The sequence below is a fragment of the Variovorax sp. M-6 genome (genome assembly GCF_052114385.1).
GTDB lineage: Bacteria > Pseudomonadota > Gammaproteobacteria > Burkholderiales > Burkholderiaceae_C > Variovorax.
On the sequence record NZ_JBFREQ010000004.1, the window covers coordinates 65734 to 80871 of the forward strand.

13 protein-coding genes are annotated in these 15138 nt (G+C 70.6%); 3 read left to right on the forward strand and 10 right to left on the reverse strand.

Going from position 1 to position 15138, the window contains the following annotated elements:
* Positions 1-26: 26 nt before the first annotated feature.
* The gene (gene nth / locus AB4Z46_RS06170; protein WP_442282599.1) at positions 27-665 is read left to right on the forward strand and encodes an endonuclease III; all 639 of its coding nucleotides are present in this window, start codon (positions 27-29) and stop codon (positions 663-665) included.
* A gap of 49 nt (positions 666-714) precedes the next feature.
* On the opposite strand, the gene AB4Z46_RS06175 is transcribed toward nth, so the two are convergent.
* Genes AB4Z46_RS06175 through AB4Z46_RS06190 form a run of 4 tightly spaced genes read right to left on the reverse strand, consistent with a single transcriptional unit; the run spans position 715 to position 4551 of the window.
* Complete coding sequence (locus AB4Z46_RS06175; protein ID WP_442282600.1) at positions 715-1263, reverse strand: histidine phosphatase family protein; 549 nt, start codon at positions 1261-1263, stop codon at positions 715-717.
* The gene (gene cobS / locus AB4Z46_RS06180) at positions 1260-2057 is read right to left on the reverse strand and encodes an adenosylcobinamide-GDP ribazoletransferase (RefSeq protein ID WP_442282601.1); all 798 of its coding nucleotides are present in this window, start codon (positions 2055-2057) and stop codon (positions 1260-1262) included. The genes AB4Z46_RS06175 and cobS overlap by 4 nt, the downstream gene beginning before the upstream one ends.
* Entirely contained in the window at positions 2054-3097 is a 1044-nt protein-coding gene (gene cobT / locus AB4Z46_RS06185) for a nicotinate-nucleotide--dimethylbenzimidazole phosphoribosyltransferase (protein ID WP_442282602.1), read from the reverse strand. Before cobT ends, cobS begins: the two co-directional genes overlap by 4 nt.
* On the reverse strand, positions 3094-4551 hold the full coding sequence (locus tag AB4Z46_RS06190) for a cobyric acid synthase (protein WP_442282819.1): 1458 nt from the start codon (positions 4549-4551) through the stop codon (positions 3094-3096). Before AB4Z46_RS06190 ends, cobT begins: the two co-directional genes overlap by 4 nt.
* A 135-nt stretch (positions 4552-4686) precedes the next feature.
* On the opposite strand from AB4Z46_RS06190, the gene AB4Z46_RS06195 reads away from it, so the two are divergent.
* Complete coding sequence (locus AB4Z46_RS06195; protein ID WP_442282603.1) at positions 4687-4914, forward strand: hypothetical protein; 228 nt, start codon at positions 4687-4689, stop codon at positions 4912-4914.
* A 10-nt stretch (positions 4915-4924) separates the two neighbouring features.
* Here the strand turns inward: AB4Z46_RS06195 and AB4Z46_RS06200 are convergent, their stop codons facing one another.
* The 4 genes from AB4Z46_RS06200 to AB4Z46_RS06215 all read right to left on the reverse strand — a co-directional run bounded on the left by AB4Z46_RS06200 (position 4925) and on the right by AB4Z46_RS06215 (position 12038).
* The gene (locus AB4Z46_RS06200; protein ID WP_442282604.1) at positions 4925-6412 is read right to left on the reverse strand and encodes an efflux transporter outer membrane subunit; all 1488 of its coding nucleotides are present in this window, start codon (positions 6410-6412) and stop codon (positions 4925-4927) included.
* 32 nt (positions 6413-6444) lie between these two features.
* Positions 6445-9699, reverse strand: coding sequence for an efflux RND transporter permease subunit (locus AB4Z46_RS06205; RefSeq protein WP_442282605.1), 3255 nt, complete (start codon positions 9697-9699; stop codon positions 6445-6447).
* A 23-nt stretch (positions 9700-9722) separates the two neighbouring features.
* Positions 9723-10967 carry an efflux RND transporter periplasmic adaptor subunit gene (locus tag AB4Z46_RS06210; RefSeq protein WP_442282606.1) on the reverse strand — a complete coding sequence of 415 codons (1245 nt, stop codon included), beginning with the start codon at positions 10965-10967 and terminating at the stop codon, positions 9723-9725.
* Between the two features lie 210 nt (positions 10968-11177).
* Positions 11178-12038 (reverse strand): alpha/beta hydrolase, encoded by an 861-nt coding sequence (locus AB4Z46_RS06215; RefSeq protein ID WP_442282607.1) that lies wholly within the window; start codon positions 12036-12038, stop codon positions 11178-11180.
* A gap of 167 nt (positions 12039-12205) precedes the next feature.
* On the opposite strand from AB4Z46_RS06215, the gene AB4Z46_RS06220 reads away from it, so the two are divergent.
* Positions 12206-13120 (forward strand): LysR family transcriptional regulator, encoded by a 915-nt coding sequence (locus AB4Z46_RS06220; protein ID WP_442282608.1) that lies wholly within the window; start codon positions 12206-12208, stop codon positions 13118-13120.
* Between the two features lies 1 nt (position 13121).
* Here AB4Z46_RS06220 and AB4Z46_RS06225 read toward each other — a convergent pair whose 3' ends face one another.
* Complete coding sequence (locus AB4Z46_RS06225) at positions 13122-14126, reverse strand: aminotransferase class I/II-fold pyridoxal phosphate-dependent enzyme (RefSeq protein WP_442282609.1); 1005 nt, start codon at positions 14124-14126, stop codon at positions 13122-13124.
* A complete protein-coding gene (gene cbiB, locus AB4Z46_RS06230) occupies positions 14123-15088 on the reverse strand; it encodes an adenosylcobinamide-phosphate synthase CbiB (protein WP_442282610.1) in 966 nt (321 codons plus the stop codon). Before cbiB ends, AB4Z46_RS06225 begins: the two co-directional genes overlap by 4 nt.
* Positions 15089-15138 lie beyond the last annotated feature (50 nt).

Here is a 15138-nt window from a genome sequence, read left to right on the forward strand (position 1 = left end):
GGCGCCTCACTAAACTCCCCGCCACGATGAAGAAATCAGATATCGAGCCGTTCTTCGCCACGCTCCAGGCGGCCAACCCGACGCCCGAGACCGAACTCGAGTACCAGACGCCCTTCGAGCTTCTTGCCGCCGTGCTGCTGTCCGCCCAGGCGACCGACGTCGGCGTCAACAAGGCGACGCGCAGGCTGTTCCCGGTTGCCAACACGCCGCAGGCGATCCTGGACCTCGGCGTCGAGGGCCTGGAGGGCTACATCAAGACCATCGGCCTCTACCGCAGCAAGGCGAAGCACTTGGTGGAGGCCTGCCGCATGCTGGTCGAACTGCACGGTGGCGAGGTGCCCAGGACGCGCGCCGAACTCGAGGCCCTGCCGGGCGTCGGCCGCAAGACCGCCAACGTGGTGCTCAACGTCGCCTTCGGCGAGCCCACCATGGCGGTTGACACGCACATCTTCCGGATCGGCAACCGCACCGGTCTGGCCCCCGGGAAGACCCCGCTGGAGGTCGAGCTCAAGCTCGAGAAACGGGTGCCCGAGGCGTACCGCCTGCATGCCCACCACTGGTTGATCCTGCACGGCCGCTATGTCTGCGTGGCGCGCAAGCCGCTGTGCTGGCAGTGCGCAGTGGCGCCCTGGTGCGACTACAAGCCCAAGACGCCCGCGCCTTGACCGCGCGGATCCGGCGACGCTTGCGAGCCGGCCGCCGCTCACGCATGAGTCAGCTTTCGAAGGTGACCATCGCCCCGAAGGCGATCGGCTCGCCCGGCCACTGGTCGGCGCGTTCGACGCATCGCATGCCGCCGTGCAGCAGCCGCACCGCACGGATCACGCCGGCATGCGTGACCCAGATCGCATCGCGTCCGCTGTCGCGCCAGGCGTCGAAGGCGCCGGCCACCCGCTGCATGAACTGGCGCGTGCTCTCGCCGCTGCCGCCCGCGCGCGTGTCGGCGAAGTCGCGGCTCCAGGCCTCGAGTTCGGCGCGCTCGATCGCGGCCCAGTCGCGTTCTTCCCAGGCGCCGAGGTCCATCTCGGCCAGCCGCGGATCGGGCACCGCGCGCAGGTCGGGCCGCAGCGCGCAAATGGCCTGCGCCAGGTCGCGGCAACGACTCAGCGGCGAGCAGGCCATCGCGGCACCGGCGGGCAACCCGGAGGCCACCTGCAGCGCCGCCGCCTGTGTCAGCTCGGCGAGCACGGGCACATCGGTGCGGCCGTAGCAGAACCCGTCGGCCGCGGTCGTCTTCGCATGGCGGATCAGCAGCAGCTTCATGGCTGCCAGACTAGTGCGAGATAGATGGCGAGCTCGCAGACCTGCTGGGTCGCCCCCAGGCCGTCGCCGGTGAAGCCGTGGAGCCGGCGTTTGAAGAGCCGCGCCATGTACAGGGCGGCCACGGCGCACAGGCCGATGGCGGCGAGACCATGCGCCATGCCATGGGCCAGGAGCAGCAGCAGGACGGCCGGGAGGGACCACGCGGCACCGACCAGCAGGGCACCGCCGCTGATCGCATCGGCCAGGGGCTTGGCCTTGCTTGCGCCATTGGCGTCGCCGACATAGGGCAGCCGCCGGATCAGGAACAAGGGCGCGAGCCGCGACAGCACGTGGGCGCTCGCCAGCGCCACGGCCGCGCCGAGCGCGCCCTGCCCCGCCAGCGCCGCCAGCAGCGCCACCTTGAGGCCCAGTGTCAGCACCAGCGCGATCGCCCCGAAGGCCCCGATGCGCGAGTCCTTCATGATCTCGAGCGCGCGCGACCGATCGGCCGACCCGCCCAGCCCGTCCGCCACGTCGGCCAGCCCGTCTTCGTGGAAGGCACCGGTCATCAGCACGGTCGCGACGGTCGACAGCAGTGCCGCCACGCAGGCGCCGGCCAGGCCCGGAAGACCCGCCTGCACCACGAGAAAGACACCGGCCCCGACCGCGCCGACCAGCCAGCCGACACCGGGGAAATGCGCCGCGCTGGCGCGCAGCATCGCCGGACTGAAACCGACCCAGCCCGCCAGCCCGCCCGTGACCGGCACGCGCGTGAAGAACTGCAGCGCCAGCAGGAAGTGGCGCACGCCGTTCATTGATTCTCCCGGCCCGAAACCCCCGCCGACTCGAAGCTGGCCATCTCGTGCAGGATGCGGCACGCCGACTCGAGCAGCGGCCAGGCCAGCGCCGCGCCCGAACCTTCGCCCAGCCGCAGGTCGAGCCGAAGCAGCGGTTCGAGCCGCAAATGATTGAGCAGCAGGCGATGGCCGGGCTCGGCCGATTCGTGCGCCGCCACGCAGCGCTGCACGACCTGCGGCCGCAGCGCCGCCGCGACCAGCACCGCGGCGCTGGCGATGAATCCGTCGACCACGATCACGCGGCGCTCGTGCGCGGCCTGCAGCACCGCGCCGACCAGCGTCGCGATCTCGAAGCCGCCGAAGGCCGCCAATGCGTCCAGCGGCGCGGTGGCGTCGGCGTGCAGGTCGAGCACGCCGCGCAGCACCTCGCGCTTGCGGGCCCGGCCGCTGGCGTCGAGACCGGTGCCGCTCCCGGTGCAGGCGTCGATATCCTGGTTCGCGAGCCGCGCCAGCAGCATCGCTGCCGCGGATGAATTGCCGATGCCCATCTCGCCGAGCAGCAGCGCATTGCCCGGCAGCGTGCGCACGACCGCCATGCCGTTGGCGATGGCCTGCCCGCACTGCGCAGCGCTCATGGCCGGGCCGATCGAGGCGTCGGCGGTGCCGGCCGCGATCTTGCGGATCAGGAGCCCCTCGGTCGGTGCGAAGTCATGCCGCACGCCGCAATCCACCACGGTCAGCGCCAGTCCGTGCTGCCGCGCCAGCACGCTGACGGCCGCGCCACCGGCGAGGAAGTTCTGCACCATCTGCCAGGTCACGTCGCTCGGATAGGCCGAGATGCCGCGCGCGGCCAGGCCGTGGTCGGCGGCGCAGACCAGCATCTGAGGCGCCGCCAGTGCCGGCGTCTCGGTGCCGAGAATGGTGCCCAGCCGCAAGGCCAGCGCCTCCAGCCGGCCGAGGGCGCCGACCGGCTTGGTCTTGCCGTCGAGCCGCTGCTGCAGGCGTGCGGCAAGCGCCGGGTCGTCGAGGTCGTCGATGGGGAAGATGTCTAGGGTCATTCGATCAGGGAGCGCAGCACGCCCGCTTCAAAGTGGGAATCGATGTGGTCGGCCAGGCCGTCGAACACGACGTCGAGCGTGCGCGCAGCCACGCCGAAGAGCGCGTTCAGCGCCGCCGGATCCTCGAACAGGCCGTGCAGGTAGAGCCCGAGCACGTTGCCGGCGCCGTTCTGCCAGGCGAGGCCATCGGGCATCACAGCCACGGCGCGGTCGCCGCTCGCCGCCATCGCGGGATGCTCGGCCGTCTGGCCGTGATGGATCTCGTAGCCGCGCACCGCGACGCCCGAGAGCGCGCCCCAGGGGCCGGTCAGGGTGTCGAACGCCGCCTCGCGCTGGCGCACCGTCTTGTCCTGGGCGAAGGTGGTGACCACCGGCAGCAGGCCCAGGCCAGGCCCGTTGCCATCGACGCCGTGCGGGTCGATCAGCGCCTCGCCCAGCATCTGCAGCCCGCCGCAGACACCCAGCACCGCCCCGCCGCGCGCGGCATGCGCGGCCACCGCGCGGTCCAGGCCCTGGCCCCTGAGCCAGTCCAGGTCGCCGCTGGTGTTCTTCGAGCCGGGCAGCACGATCCAGTCCGCGTCCGCCACGTCGGCCGGACTGCGCGCCCAGCACAGGCGCACGCCGGCGATGTTCTTCAGCGGCTGGAATTCGTCGAGGTTGCTGATCCGGGGGTAGGCGATCACGGCAATGGTGCGGGTGACTTCCCCGTTCGACCTGCTGCGGTCGTCGAACACGCCGTCCTCCTCGGGCAGACCGTGCTGCCACCACATCGGCAGGGTCGCGACCGTGGGCACGCCGGTCAGTGCCTCGAGTTGCTGCGGCGCCGGCGCGAGCAGCGCCGCGTCGCCGCGGAACATGTTGAGGACGAAGCCGGCGAGCAGCGAGCGGTCCTCTTCCGGCATCAGGGCCCAGGTGCCATAGAGGTGCGCGAAGGCGCCGCCGCGGTCGATGTCGGTCACCAGCAGGCAGCGCGCCGCCGCATGGCGCGCCACCCGCAGATTGACGATGTCGCTGGCCATCAGATTGATCTCGGCCGGCGAGCCGGCGCCCTCGATCACCACCACGTCGTTCTCGGCGCGCAGTTCGTCGAGCGCCTGCGCGATCTGCGGCCAGACCCGCTCGCTGCGCCCGCGCCAGGGCAGCGTCGAGAGCTCGCTGCTCACCTGCCCCATCAGCACCACCTGGCTGTGCGTGTCGCGCTCGGGCTTGAGCAGCAGCGGATTCATGCGCACGTCGGGCTCGGCGCGCGCCGCCAGCGCCTGGAAGTACTGGGCGCTGCCGATTTCGCCGCCCGCCACCACGCGCGCGTTGTTGCTCATGTTCTGTGCCTTGAACGGCGCCACCCGAAGCCCCTGGCGCGCATACCAGCGGCACAGCGCGGTCGCCAGCCAGCTCTTGCCGGCTCCGCTGGTGGTGCCCAGCACCATGACGCAGCGCGCCCGGCCGCCTTGCATGTTGGAAGTCATGGAGAGATTGTGCTTTACGTGAACTCCATCACGTTCGGGCGCGCGCTCTCAAAACGAAGTCGAAAGCATTCATATGTTTCGCCCTTAGCTTCGAGACCTCCACGAGAACGAGGACTCCGGCGAATGCCAGCATCACGCGACATAGCGCTCACGGTCGAAGAGCGCGAGACACATCAGTTCTTCTGGGTCATCCTGGAAGCCCTCAACAGCGACGCCGCCGAGGCGATCCACTACAGCCGCATCCTCACGGCCGCGACGCCGCAACCCAGCTATTCGAGCGCGCTCGTCATGGGGGCCAACGCGCTGCGCAAGCTGGTGGATCCAGCCAACGCACCGGAGACCCGCATGTGAACGCCAGGGCTCAGCGCGCCGCCACCTGCGCCTTGGCGTCGCCCGGCGGCGTGGCCTGCGCCACCTGCGCCTCCCAGCTCCCGCCCAGCGCACGGATCAGTCCCACCGTCGCCTGGTACTGAGCCGCTCGCACCTGCAGCGCCTGCCGCCGGTTCTGCAACTCGCTGCGGCGCGCATCGAGCAGATCGAGCTGGCTGACCATGCCGTTGCGATAGCGCGAGTCCGACAGCGTGGTCGCCCGGATCGCGGAAGCCACCGCCTTGGCCTGCACGCCCGACTGCTGCTCGAGGATGCGCAGCGACGACAACTGATCCTCGACGTCCCTGAACGCCACCAGCACCTGCGCCCGGTAGTTGGCCAGGGCGCCGTCGAGCTGCGCCGACGCGCCTTGCACGCCGGCCTCGCGCCGGCCACCGTCGAAGACCGGCAGCGCGAGCAAGGCGCCGATGCCCCAGGAGCGGGCCGACCACTTCAGCAGGTCGCCGATGTCCGCGGACGCGTAGCCGGCGCCGCCGGTCAGGGCGAGGTCCGGGAACCACGCCGCCTGCGCGACACCGACCCGCGCCTGCGCCGCCAGCACGGCCTGCTGGGCCGCCGAGATGTCGGGCCGCCGCGTCAGCACGGTGGCCGGCACGCCCGGCGGGATGGTGGGCAAGGTGGTCGACCACTCGTCCGTGCCGACGCCGAAATCCGAGGCGAGGTCGCCGGCCAGCACCGCCAGCGCATGCTCGATCTCCGCGCGGCGCCGGTCGAGCGTCAGGGCATCGGACTCGGTGGACGCCACCTCGGTTTCGACCCGCACGACGTCGAGCTCGGCCACGTCCCCTGCCCGCTCGCGGCTCTGCGTCAGGCGCAGCGTGTCGCGGTAGGCCTCGACCGTGTCGCGCACCAGCGCGCGCTCGGCATCGATCGCGCGCAGCGCCAGATAGGTCTGCGCCACTTCGGCCTGCACCAGCAGCCGCGTGCTCTGCAACAGGCCGGCGCGCGAATCGGCGTCGAGTTGCGCCGCCTCGCTGGCGCGCGACAACTTGCCGAACAGGTCCAGCTCGTAGGAGAAGTCGAAGCCGGCCGTGACCAGCGTCGAGGGCCGCGGGGTCGGATTGCGGTTCAGGCCGGCGCTGCGCACGCCGCCGGCGGCCAGGCCGATCTGCGGCGCGCGGTCGGCGTCCTTGTCGCGGGCCAGCGCCCGGGCCTCGGCCAGCCGGGCCGCGGCCGCCTGGATGCTGGTGTTGCGGGCATCCGCACGTTCGATCAGCCGGTCGAGCACCGGGTCGTCGAAGGCGCGCCACCATTCGCCGCGCGGCTGCGCCTCGGCGGGTTGCACGCGGGTCCAGGCGCCTTCCGGGGCGGCCGCCGCCTGTTCCTTGAACTGCGCAGGCGGCGTGAAGGTCGGCAGCTCGGCCGGCGCGGTCGCGCAGCCGGCCAGCACCAGTGCGGCGAACAGGGGCAGCCATGCGGCGCGCCATGGCCGGCCTCGGGTTTCAAGTCTTGAATTCATGATGAGCTTTCTGGGTAGAGACGCCATGGCGCCTACTCGTGGTCATGCCGCGGCGCCGCGGGCGAGGGGTGCAGTCCGCCGCCCGCGCCGCCGCCGGCTGGGTGCTCGGCCGACACGAAGGCGTCGAGATGCGGCACCTCGCCATGCAACTTGAGGGGCCGATTGCCGGCCATCTGCCGCACCGCCACGTAGAAGACCGGCGTCAGGAACAGGCCGAAGGCGGTCACGCCGATCATCCCGGCGAACACCGCCACGCCCATCGCCGAGCGCATTTCCGCGCCGGCGCCGGTGGCGAGCACCAGTGGCAGCACACCCATCACGAAGGCCAGCGAGGTCATCAGGATCGGGCGCAGCCGCAGCCGGCTGGCCTCGATCGCGGCCTGGATCGGCGTGCGCCCGGCGAACTCGAGTTCGCGCGCGAACTCCACGATCAGGATCGCGTTCTTGGCACTGAGCCCGACCAGCACGATCAGCCCGATCTGCGTGAAGACGTTGTTGTCGCCGTTCGAGAGCCACACGCCCGTCATCGCGGCCAGGATGCCCATCGGCACGATCATGAGGATCGCCAGCGGCAGCGTGAGGCTCTCGTACTGCGCCGCCAGCACCAGGAACACCAGCAGGATCGCCAGCGGGAACACCAGCAGCGCCGAGTTGCCGGCCAGGATCTCCTGATAGGTCAGTTCGGTCCATTCGTAGCTGACGCCCTTGGGCAGGGTCTCGGCCGCGATCCGCTCGATCGCGTCCTGCGCCTGGCCCGACGAATAGCCCGGTGCCGGGCCGCCGTTGACGTCGGCGGCCAGGTAGCCGTTGTAGCGCATCGCGCGTTCCGGGCCGAAGCTCGAATTGACCTTCATCAGCGCCGCCAGCGGCACCATCTCGCCCGAGTTCGAGCGCACCTTGAGCAGGCCGACGTCCTCGGCGCGGGCGCGGTACGGTGCGTCGGCCTGAACCCGCACGCTGTAGGTGCGCCCGAACTTGTTGAAGTCGTTCGCATACAGGCTGCCGAGGTAGATCTGCATGGTGTCGAAGACATCCGTCACCGGCACGCCGAGCTGGCGCGCCTTGGTGCGGTCGATGTCGGCGTAGAGCTGCGGCACGTTGACCTGCCAGCTGGTGAACAGGCCCGTGAGTTCCGGTGCCTGCGAGGCCTTGGCCATGAAGGCCTTGACCGCCGCGTCCATCGCCTCGTAGCCGACCGAGCCTCGATCCTCCAGCTGCAGCTTGAAGCCGCCCGTGGTGCCGAGCCCCGCGACCGGTGGCGGCGGGAACATCACGATGAAGGCCTCCTGGATGCCGGCGAATTGCTGGTTCAGCTGGCCCGCGATCGCACCGCCGCTCTGGTCGGCGCGCTTGCGCTCGGCAAAGGGCTTCAGGGTCACGAAGACGACGCCCGAATTGGAGCTGTTGGTGAAACCGTTGATCGACAGCCCCGGGAACGCGATCGCGTCTTCCACGTTCGGGTTCTTCTTCACGATGTCGCCCATGCGCTGGATCACGTCCTCGGTGCGGTCGAGCGTGGCGCCGTCGGGCAACTGAGCGAAACCGATCAGGTACTGCTTGTCCTGCGCCGGCACGAAGCCGCTGGGCACCGCCTTGAACAGGCCGAAGGTCAGGCCGATCAGCGCCAGGTAGATCACCAGCATCAGCGTCTTGCGCGAGATCACGCCCTTGACGCCGCCGCTGTAGGCCTCGGCGCCGCGATGGAAGAACCTGTTGAAGCCTCGGAACAGCCAGCCGAAGGCCCGATCCATGCCGCGCGTCAGCGCATCCTTGGGCGCATCGTGGCTGCGCAGCAGCAGTGCCGCGAGCGCCGGCGACAGCGTGAGCGAATTGATCGCCGAGATCACGGTCGAGATCGCGATCGTGACCGCGAACTGGCGGTAGAACTGCCCCGTGAGCCCGCTGATGAAGGCCAGCGGCACGAACACCGCGACCAGCACCAGCGCGATCGCGATGATCGGCCCGGAGACCTCGCGCATCGCGCGGTAGGTGGCCTCGCGCGGCGTCAGTCCGGCCTCGATGTTGCGCTCGACGTTCTCGACCACCACGATCGCGTCGTCCACCACGATGCCGATCGCCAGCACCAGCCCGAACAGGCTCAGCGCGTTGATCGAGAAGCCCAGCAGGTGCAACACCGCGAAGGTGCCGATCACCGACACCGGCACCGCCAGCAGCGGAATGATCGATGCGCGCCAGGTCTGCAGGAACAGGATCACCACCAGCACCACCAGCGCGATGGCCTCGAGCAGCGTGTGGATCACCGACTCGATCGAGGCCCGCACGAACTGCGTCGGGTCGTAGGCGATGCGGTACTCCACGCCCTCGGGCATGTTCTTCGCGATCTCGTCCATCGTCTTGCGAACGTCGCGCGAGATGTCGAGCGCGTTGGATCCCGGCGCCTGGAACACGCCCATGCCGACCGCGGCGTCGTTGTTCAGCAACGAGCGCAGCGAGTAGTCGGCCGCGCCCATCTCGAGGCGGCCGATGTCGCGCAGCCGCGTCACGGCGCCGTCGGTGCCGGTCTTGACGATGATGTCGCCGAACTCTTCCTCGCTCTGCAGCCGGCCCTGCGCGTTGATCGACAACTGCATGTCGACGCCGGAGAGACCCGGCGAAGCGCCGACCACGCCCGCCGCGGCCTGCACGTTCTGGCCGCGGATCGCCGCCACCACGTCACTGGCCGACAGGCCACGCTGCGCGACCTTCTGCGGGTCGAGCCAGACGCGCATCGAATACTCGCCGCCACCGAAGATCTGCACCTGTCCCACGCCCTGGATGCGCGCGAGCCGGTCCTTCACGTTCAGCACCCCGTAGTTGCGCAGGTAGTTGATGTCGTAGCGGTTGTTGGGCGATACCAGGTGCACGACCATCGTCAGGTCGGGCGCGCTTTTCACCGTCGTGATGCCGAGGCGGCGCACCTCTTCCGGCAGCCGCGGCTCGGCCTGCGAGACCCGGTTCTGGACCAGCTGCTGCGCCTTGTCGGGGTCGGTGCCGAGCTTGAAGGTGACGGTCAGCGTCATCACGCCGTCGGTGGTGGCCTGGCTGCCCATGTAGAGCATGCCCTCGACGCCGTTGATCGATTCCTCCAGCGGCGTGGCCACGGTCTCGGCGATCACCTTGGGATTGGCGCCCGGGTACTGGGCCCGCACCACCACCGAGGGCGGCGCCACCTCAGGGTACTCGGAGATCGGCAGCCCGCGCAGCGCGATCAGGCCCGCGATCAGCATCAGCAGCGAGAGCACGCCGGCAAAGATCGGCCGATCGATGAAGAACTTGGAAAGGTTCATGAATGTTTCTCCCTGAGCCGGGATCAGGACTTCGCGTCCGCCACGTGCTGGGCTTGCGGTTGAACTTCGGACTTCGCGTCCATGCTCACGGCCTGCGGCGCCACCAGCGCACCCGGACGGACGTGCTGCAGGCCGTTGACGACCACGCGCTCGCCGGCCTTCAGGCCCCTGGAGACCACGCGCAAGCCGTTGACCGGCGCGCCGAGCGCCACTTCGCGGTATTCCGCCTTGTTGTCTTCGCCGACCACCAGGACGAACTTCTTGTTCTGGTCGGTGCCGACCGCGCGCTCGTTCACCAGCAAGGCCGCTTCGTCGCGCGCCTGGCCCATGCGGATGCGGGCGAACTGGCCCGGGATCAAGCGGCCGTCGGCGTTGTCGAAGGCCGCGCGCACGCGCACCGTGCCGCTCTTGGCGTCGACCTGGTTGTCGATCAGCTGCAGGCGGCCCTGGTAGGGCGTGCCGTCGCTGCCGGCAGTCCCCATCTGCACCGGAATGCCCTCGATGCGGCCGCGTGCGCTGGCACCGCCCGGCAGGTCCTTCAAGGCCCGCACCACGATCTGCTCGTCGGCATCGAAGCTCGCATAGATCGGGCTGACCGAGACCAGCGTCGTGAGCACCGGCGCGCCGGGGCCGGCGGCCACCAGGTTGCCCGCGGTCACCTCGAGCTTGCCGGTGCGCCCCGCCACCGGGGCGCGCACCTGCGTGTAGCCCAGGTTCAGGCGCGCGCTCTGCAGCGAGGCCTGCGCTGCGCGCAGGTTGGCCTCGGCCTCGCGGCCGGCGTTGCTGCGCTCGTCGAGCTCGCGCTGGGCGATGGCCTTCTCCTCCCACAGGCGGCGGGCCCGCTCCTGCTCGCTGCGCGTGAACGAGACCCGGGCCTGCGCCGAGGCGACCTGGGCTTCGGCACGTTCCACTTCGGCCGCGTACGGTGCCGGGTCGATGGTGATCAGCAGTTCGCCCTGCTTCACCAGGGAGCCCTCGCGGAAGTGCACGGCCTGCACCGCGCCGGCCACGCGCGAACGCACGTCGACCCGCTCGACCGCCTCGAGCCGGCCCGAGAACTCGTCCCAGGTGTTGATGTCGGTCGCGACCACCGTGGCCACCGAGACCGGTGTCGCGCGCGGCGCCGCGACGGTCGTGACATCGTTCGCCTCGGCGTTGAGGCTGTGGAAGCCGAGCGCCGCGGAAGCGATCGCCAGCAGGGCCGTGACGCCGGTCACCGCGGGCCAGAGGCCGCGGCGGGCCGGGGAGGAGTGTTGAAGGTTCGACATGATGAAACGTCCTTTTGGTGACTCTTGGAAAACACGACGCCCTCCCGCGCGGGTAGCGCAGGACAGCGGGAAGAAGCAGTTGTTGCGGAGCGCACGGCACCCCGCGGCGGGGCAACCGCCGTTCGGGTCGAGGTGCCGTCACCTCGGTGGTGGGAAGGGCTCCGCGCGAGCGGAACCGTCAGTCAGCGCACGGCCGCCGTGCGCCGTCGCTCAGTGCGGCGGTGGGGCCGCGCTGAAGAAGTCGCGGAAGTGCTTCTGCACCACCGCCGCACAGGCCGCGCAGCCCGCACCTTCCGGCTCGTAGAGCGCTTCGGGCCAGTTCGCGGCACCCGGCAGCACGCTGCTGGTCACCAGGATGCCGGCCTCGCCGAGCCGGCGCGCGAAGTTCAGCGCCTCGTCGCGCATCGGGTCGTCCTGGCCGACCAGCACCAGCGTCGGCGCCACCTCGGCCAGTCGCAGCGACCCGCCGGGCACCGCATAGGGATGCGTGGCGTTCATCGGCCGGCGCAGGTACTCCTGCCAGCCGGAGGCCCACTTGCACTGCGTGGCATCGCCCGTGGCCTTGCGCAGCGATGCGGTGCCGGCGCAGGGGTCGAGCATCGGCGACAGCAGGATCTGGCCGGCCAGCGGCGGATGGGCACGGTCGCGCGCCATCAGCGCCACCGCGGCGGCCAGGTTGCCTCCGGCCTCCTCGCCCGCCAGGAACACGCGGGCGCCCTTGCCGGCCAGCTTCACGCGCTGCTTGTAGAGCCATTCGAGGGCCGCGAAGCCGACCTCGATCGGCTCCGGGAACGGCGCCTTGGGCGCCAGCGGATAGTCGAGCGAGACCACCACGGCGCCGGCGCCGGCCAGCAGGCGGGCGACGCTGCGGCCGTTGTCGAGATCGCCGCAGACGAAGGTACCGCCATGGAAATGCAGCACCAGCGGCACCGTGGTACCCCGCGCACGCTCGCCATACAGGCGGGCCTGCACCGGCTCGCGGTCCGGCAGCTCGATGCGGATGTCGGTTTCTGCGCCGCGCGCGGCGGCCGGGGCGGCATCGGCAGCTGACAGGATCGGACGGGTGGGCATGGCAGGCTCGGTGGGTTGAACGATGACTGAAATATAAGGCGGCGCCGTGTCGCTTCAACGAGGCACCCTACCCCACTCTGTTTCCAATCGGCGAACAATCGCATACAGGTGCCGTGTGAGAATTCCGCTCCCCCCGGCCCCCCGGCCACCCCCCAGGAGCAGCACAGATGGATCAGATCCAGGGCATGCGGATCTTTGTCCGTGTCGTCGAAGCAGGCACGTTCACCCGCGCCGCAGACTCCCTCGGCCTGCCCAAGGGCACGGTCACCAAGCAGATCCAGGCGCTGGAGTCGCGCCTGCACGTAAAGCTGCTGAACCGCACGACGCGGCGCGTCACCGTCACGCCGGACGGCGCCGCCTACTATGAGCGCACGGCGCGGCTGCTGAACGATTTCGACGACATCGAGGCCAGCATGACCAATGCGCAGGCCAATCCCACGGGGCGGCTGCGCATCGATGTCGGCTCGTCGATGGCCCGGCTGGTGATCCTGCCCGCGCTCTCGACCTTCTGCGACCGCTATCCAGACATCCAGGTAGACGTCGGCGTCAGCGACCGCACGGTCGACCTGATCACCGACAATGTCGACTGCGTGATCCGCGGCGGCGAGCTCACCGACCAGTCGCTGGTGGCGCGGCGCATCGGCAACCTGCCCTGGATGACCGTGGCCTCGCCGGCCTACCTGAAGCGCTACGGCGTGCCGCAGCATCCGTCGGACATCGAGAAGCGCCACCTGGTGGTGAGCTTCTTTTCGGGCAGCACGCGCCGGGTCTACCCGCACGAGTTCCACCGCGGCGAGGAGCAGTTCGAGATCGCGGGACCCTACCGGGTCTCGGTCAACGACAGCAATGCGCACATGACGGCGGTGCTCGGCGGCTTCGGGCTGTCGCAGGTCATCACCTACATGGCCGAGCCCTACATCGCGAGCGGCGAGCTGGTGCAGATCCTGCCGGACTGGACCCGGCCGCCGCTGCCGGTGCACGTGGTGTATCCGCCGAACCGCCACCTGAGCGCCAAGGTGCGGGCCTTCGTCGACTGGGCGGCGGAACTGTTCGCCAAGCACCCGCAGCTGCAGCGGCTCTGATTCAGGGGCGCGACGCGATCCAGGCGCGCTGCAGCGCCTGCTGGCTGGCGGGCGGCAGCACGCCGAGGCGCACCTGCCCCGGAAGCCCGAACGATGCCGTGTCGCGCAGCTGGATGCCGGCCTGGCGCAGGGCGGCGGCGCGTCCGGCGGTGTAGACCGCGTCCGGTTCGGCACAGAAGAAGTTGGCGACGCTGGGGAAACAGCGCCAGCCCAGCGATTCGCACAGTGCGCGCTGCTCGGCCTTCCATGCCCGGAGCGTGGCCAGGCTCTCGGCCAGCCAGCGCTGCGCCGCCTCGCCGGCCCAGGCCTCGAGCAGCGCCACGCCGTGGGCGCCCAACGGCCAGGAAGGCGCGAGGCGCACGAGACGCCCGGCCATGTCCTGCGCGGCCAGGGGGGCGATCGCATAGGCCGCGCGCACACCGGTCAGGCCGAGCGCCTTGTTGGGCGTCCAAAGCTGCCAGACGGTGTCGCGCTGCGCGCCGCTCAGGGCCAGCGTGCCCTCGAGGCGCAGCGGTTCGTAGGCGAGATCGAGCACGCAGGTGGCGCCCCCGCTCAGCGGGCCGATCCGGCTCATCAGGTCCTCCTGCGGCTGGCCCAGCGGGCTGCCGGGGTCGCAGCACCAGACCAGATCGGCCGCGCTGTCCGCCGTCGCGATCTCGAAGTGCCAGGCCTTGGCGGCTCGAAGGTAATCGCCATAGCCGTGCCGCGGGACCCGGACCCGCCCGCCCCCGCCCTGCGACACGGCGGCCGTGATCCGGCCGATGAATTCGCTGGCGCTCGCGGCGATCACGATGCGGCAGACCTCGACGCCGTGAAGGCGTGCCAGCCGCTCGCGCAGCCTCAGGTAGTGCGGATCGGGATAGCGGCTGGCGTCCGTCGCCTGCAACGCCTGCAAAGCGCCGGGACAGGGTCCGCAGGCATTGCCGTTGGTCGAGAAGTCGTGCGGCACCGCGCCCTGGGCATCGGGTCCGCCGTGCATGAGTTCGAACATTTCGGAGGCTTTCATGCCCCTCCCATCGGTATCAGGCAGGCAATCGCGGCCGTCGCGCCCAGGCCTGCGACGACGACCACGCGCGCTGCGAGTTGCGCCGCTCTCGCCGTATCGGCGGCCGAGGCGCCGCGGCCTTCTGCGTTGAGCACATAGACGCCGGGCTTGGCGAGCCGGACGCCCAGCTGCAGCGCCATCGCCGCCATCGGCCAGCCGCTGTTGGGCGACGGGGTTCGGCGTGCTTCGCGGAAGATGGCCCGCCCCGCGGCGCGTCCCGGGCGGGAGGGCGAGCAAGCCCACAGGAACAGGGCTGTCAGGCGGGCGGGCAGCCAGGACAGCAGGTCGTCGGCGCGCGCGGCCCATTTGCCGGCCCATTCCCACTGCCGGCCCTCGCGCTCGCCGCGATAGCCCCACATCGCATCCGCGGTGTTGGCGAACCGATAGACTGCCGCGCCCGGCAGGCCGAACAGCACGAACCAGAACAGCGGCGCGACCAGCGAATCGTTGAGGTTCTCGGCCAGCGACTCGATGGCGCTTTCGCGCACCTCGGCGGCGCTCAGCGAAGTCACGTCACGGCTCACCAGCCGACCCAGCTGCACGCGACCTTCGTCGAGCGAGCGGCCCAGCGCCGCTTCGACCGCCAGCACCTCGTCGCGCAGCATGCGCCAGGCCAGCAGCGGCTTGAGGGCGATGCCCGCCAGCAGTACACCGGCCCAGATCGGCAGGCGGTTCACGCCTGCAGCCACCGCGCAGGCGCCCGCCGCAACCAGCGAGGCGCCCACGCACCAGCCGATCGCGCCGCCGGCGAAAGCCGCGAACTGGCGCGCCGGCGCGCCGGCGACCGGCGCGATGCGCTTGCCGATCCAGCCCAGGTAGCGACCGATCCAGACCACCGGATGCCATCGCGCAGGCGGCTCCCCGACCCAACGGTCGATGGCCAGCGCGAGCCAGAGTGCAGCAATGGAACTCAGCACCGCCATGTCCTCACCCTATACCTCCCCGCCGCCGGCCGGCGCAGCCAGGCCCCTTG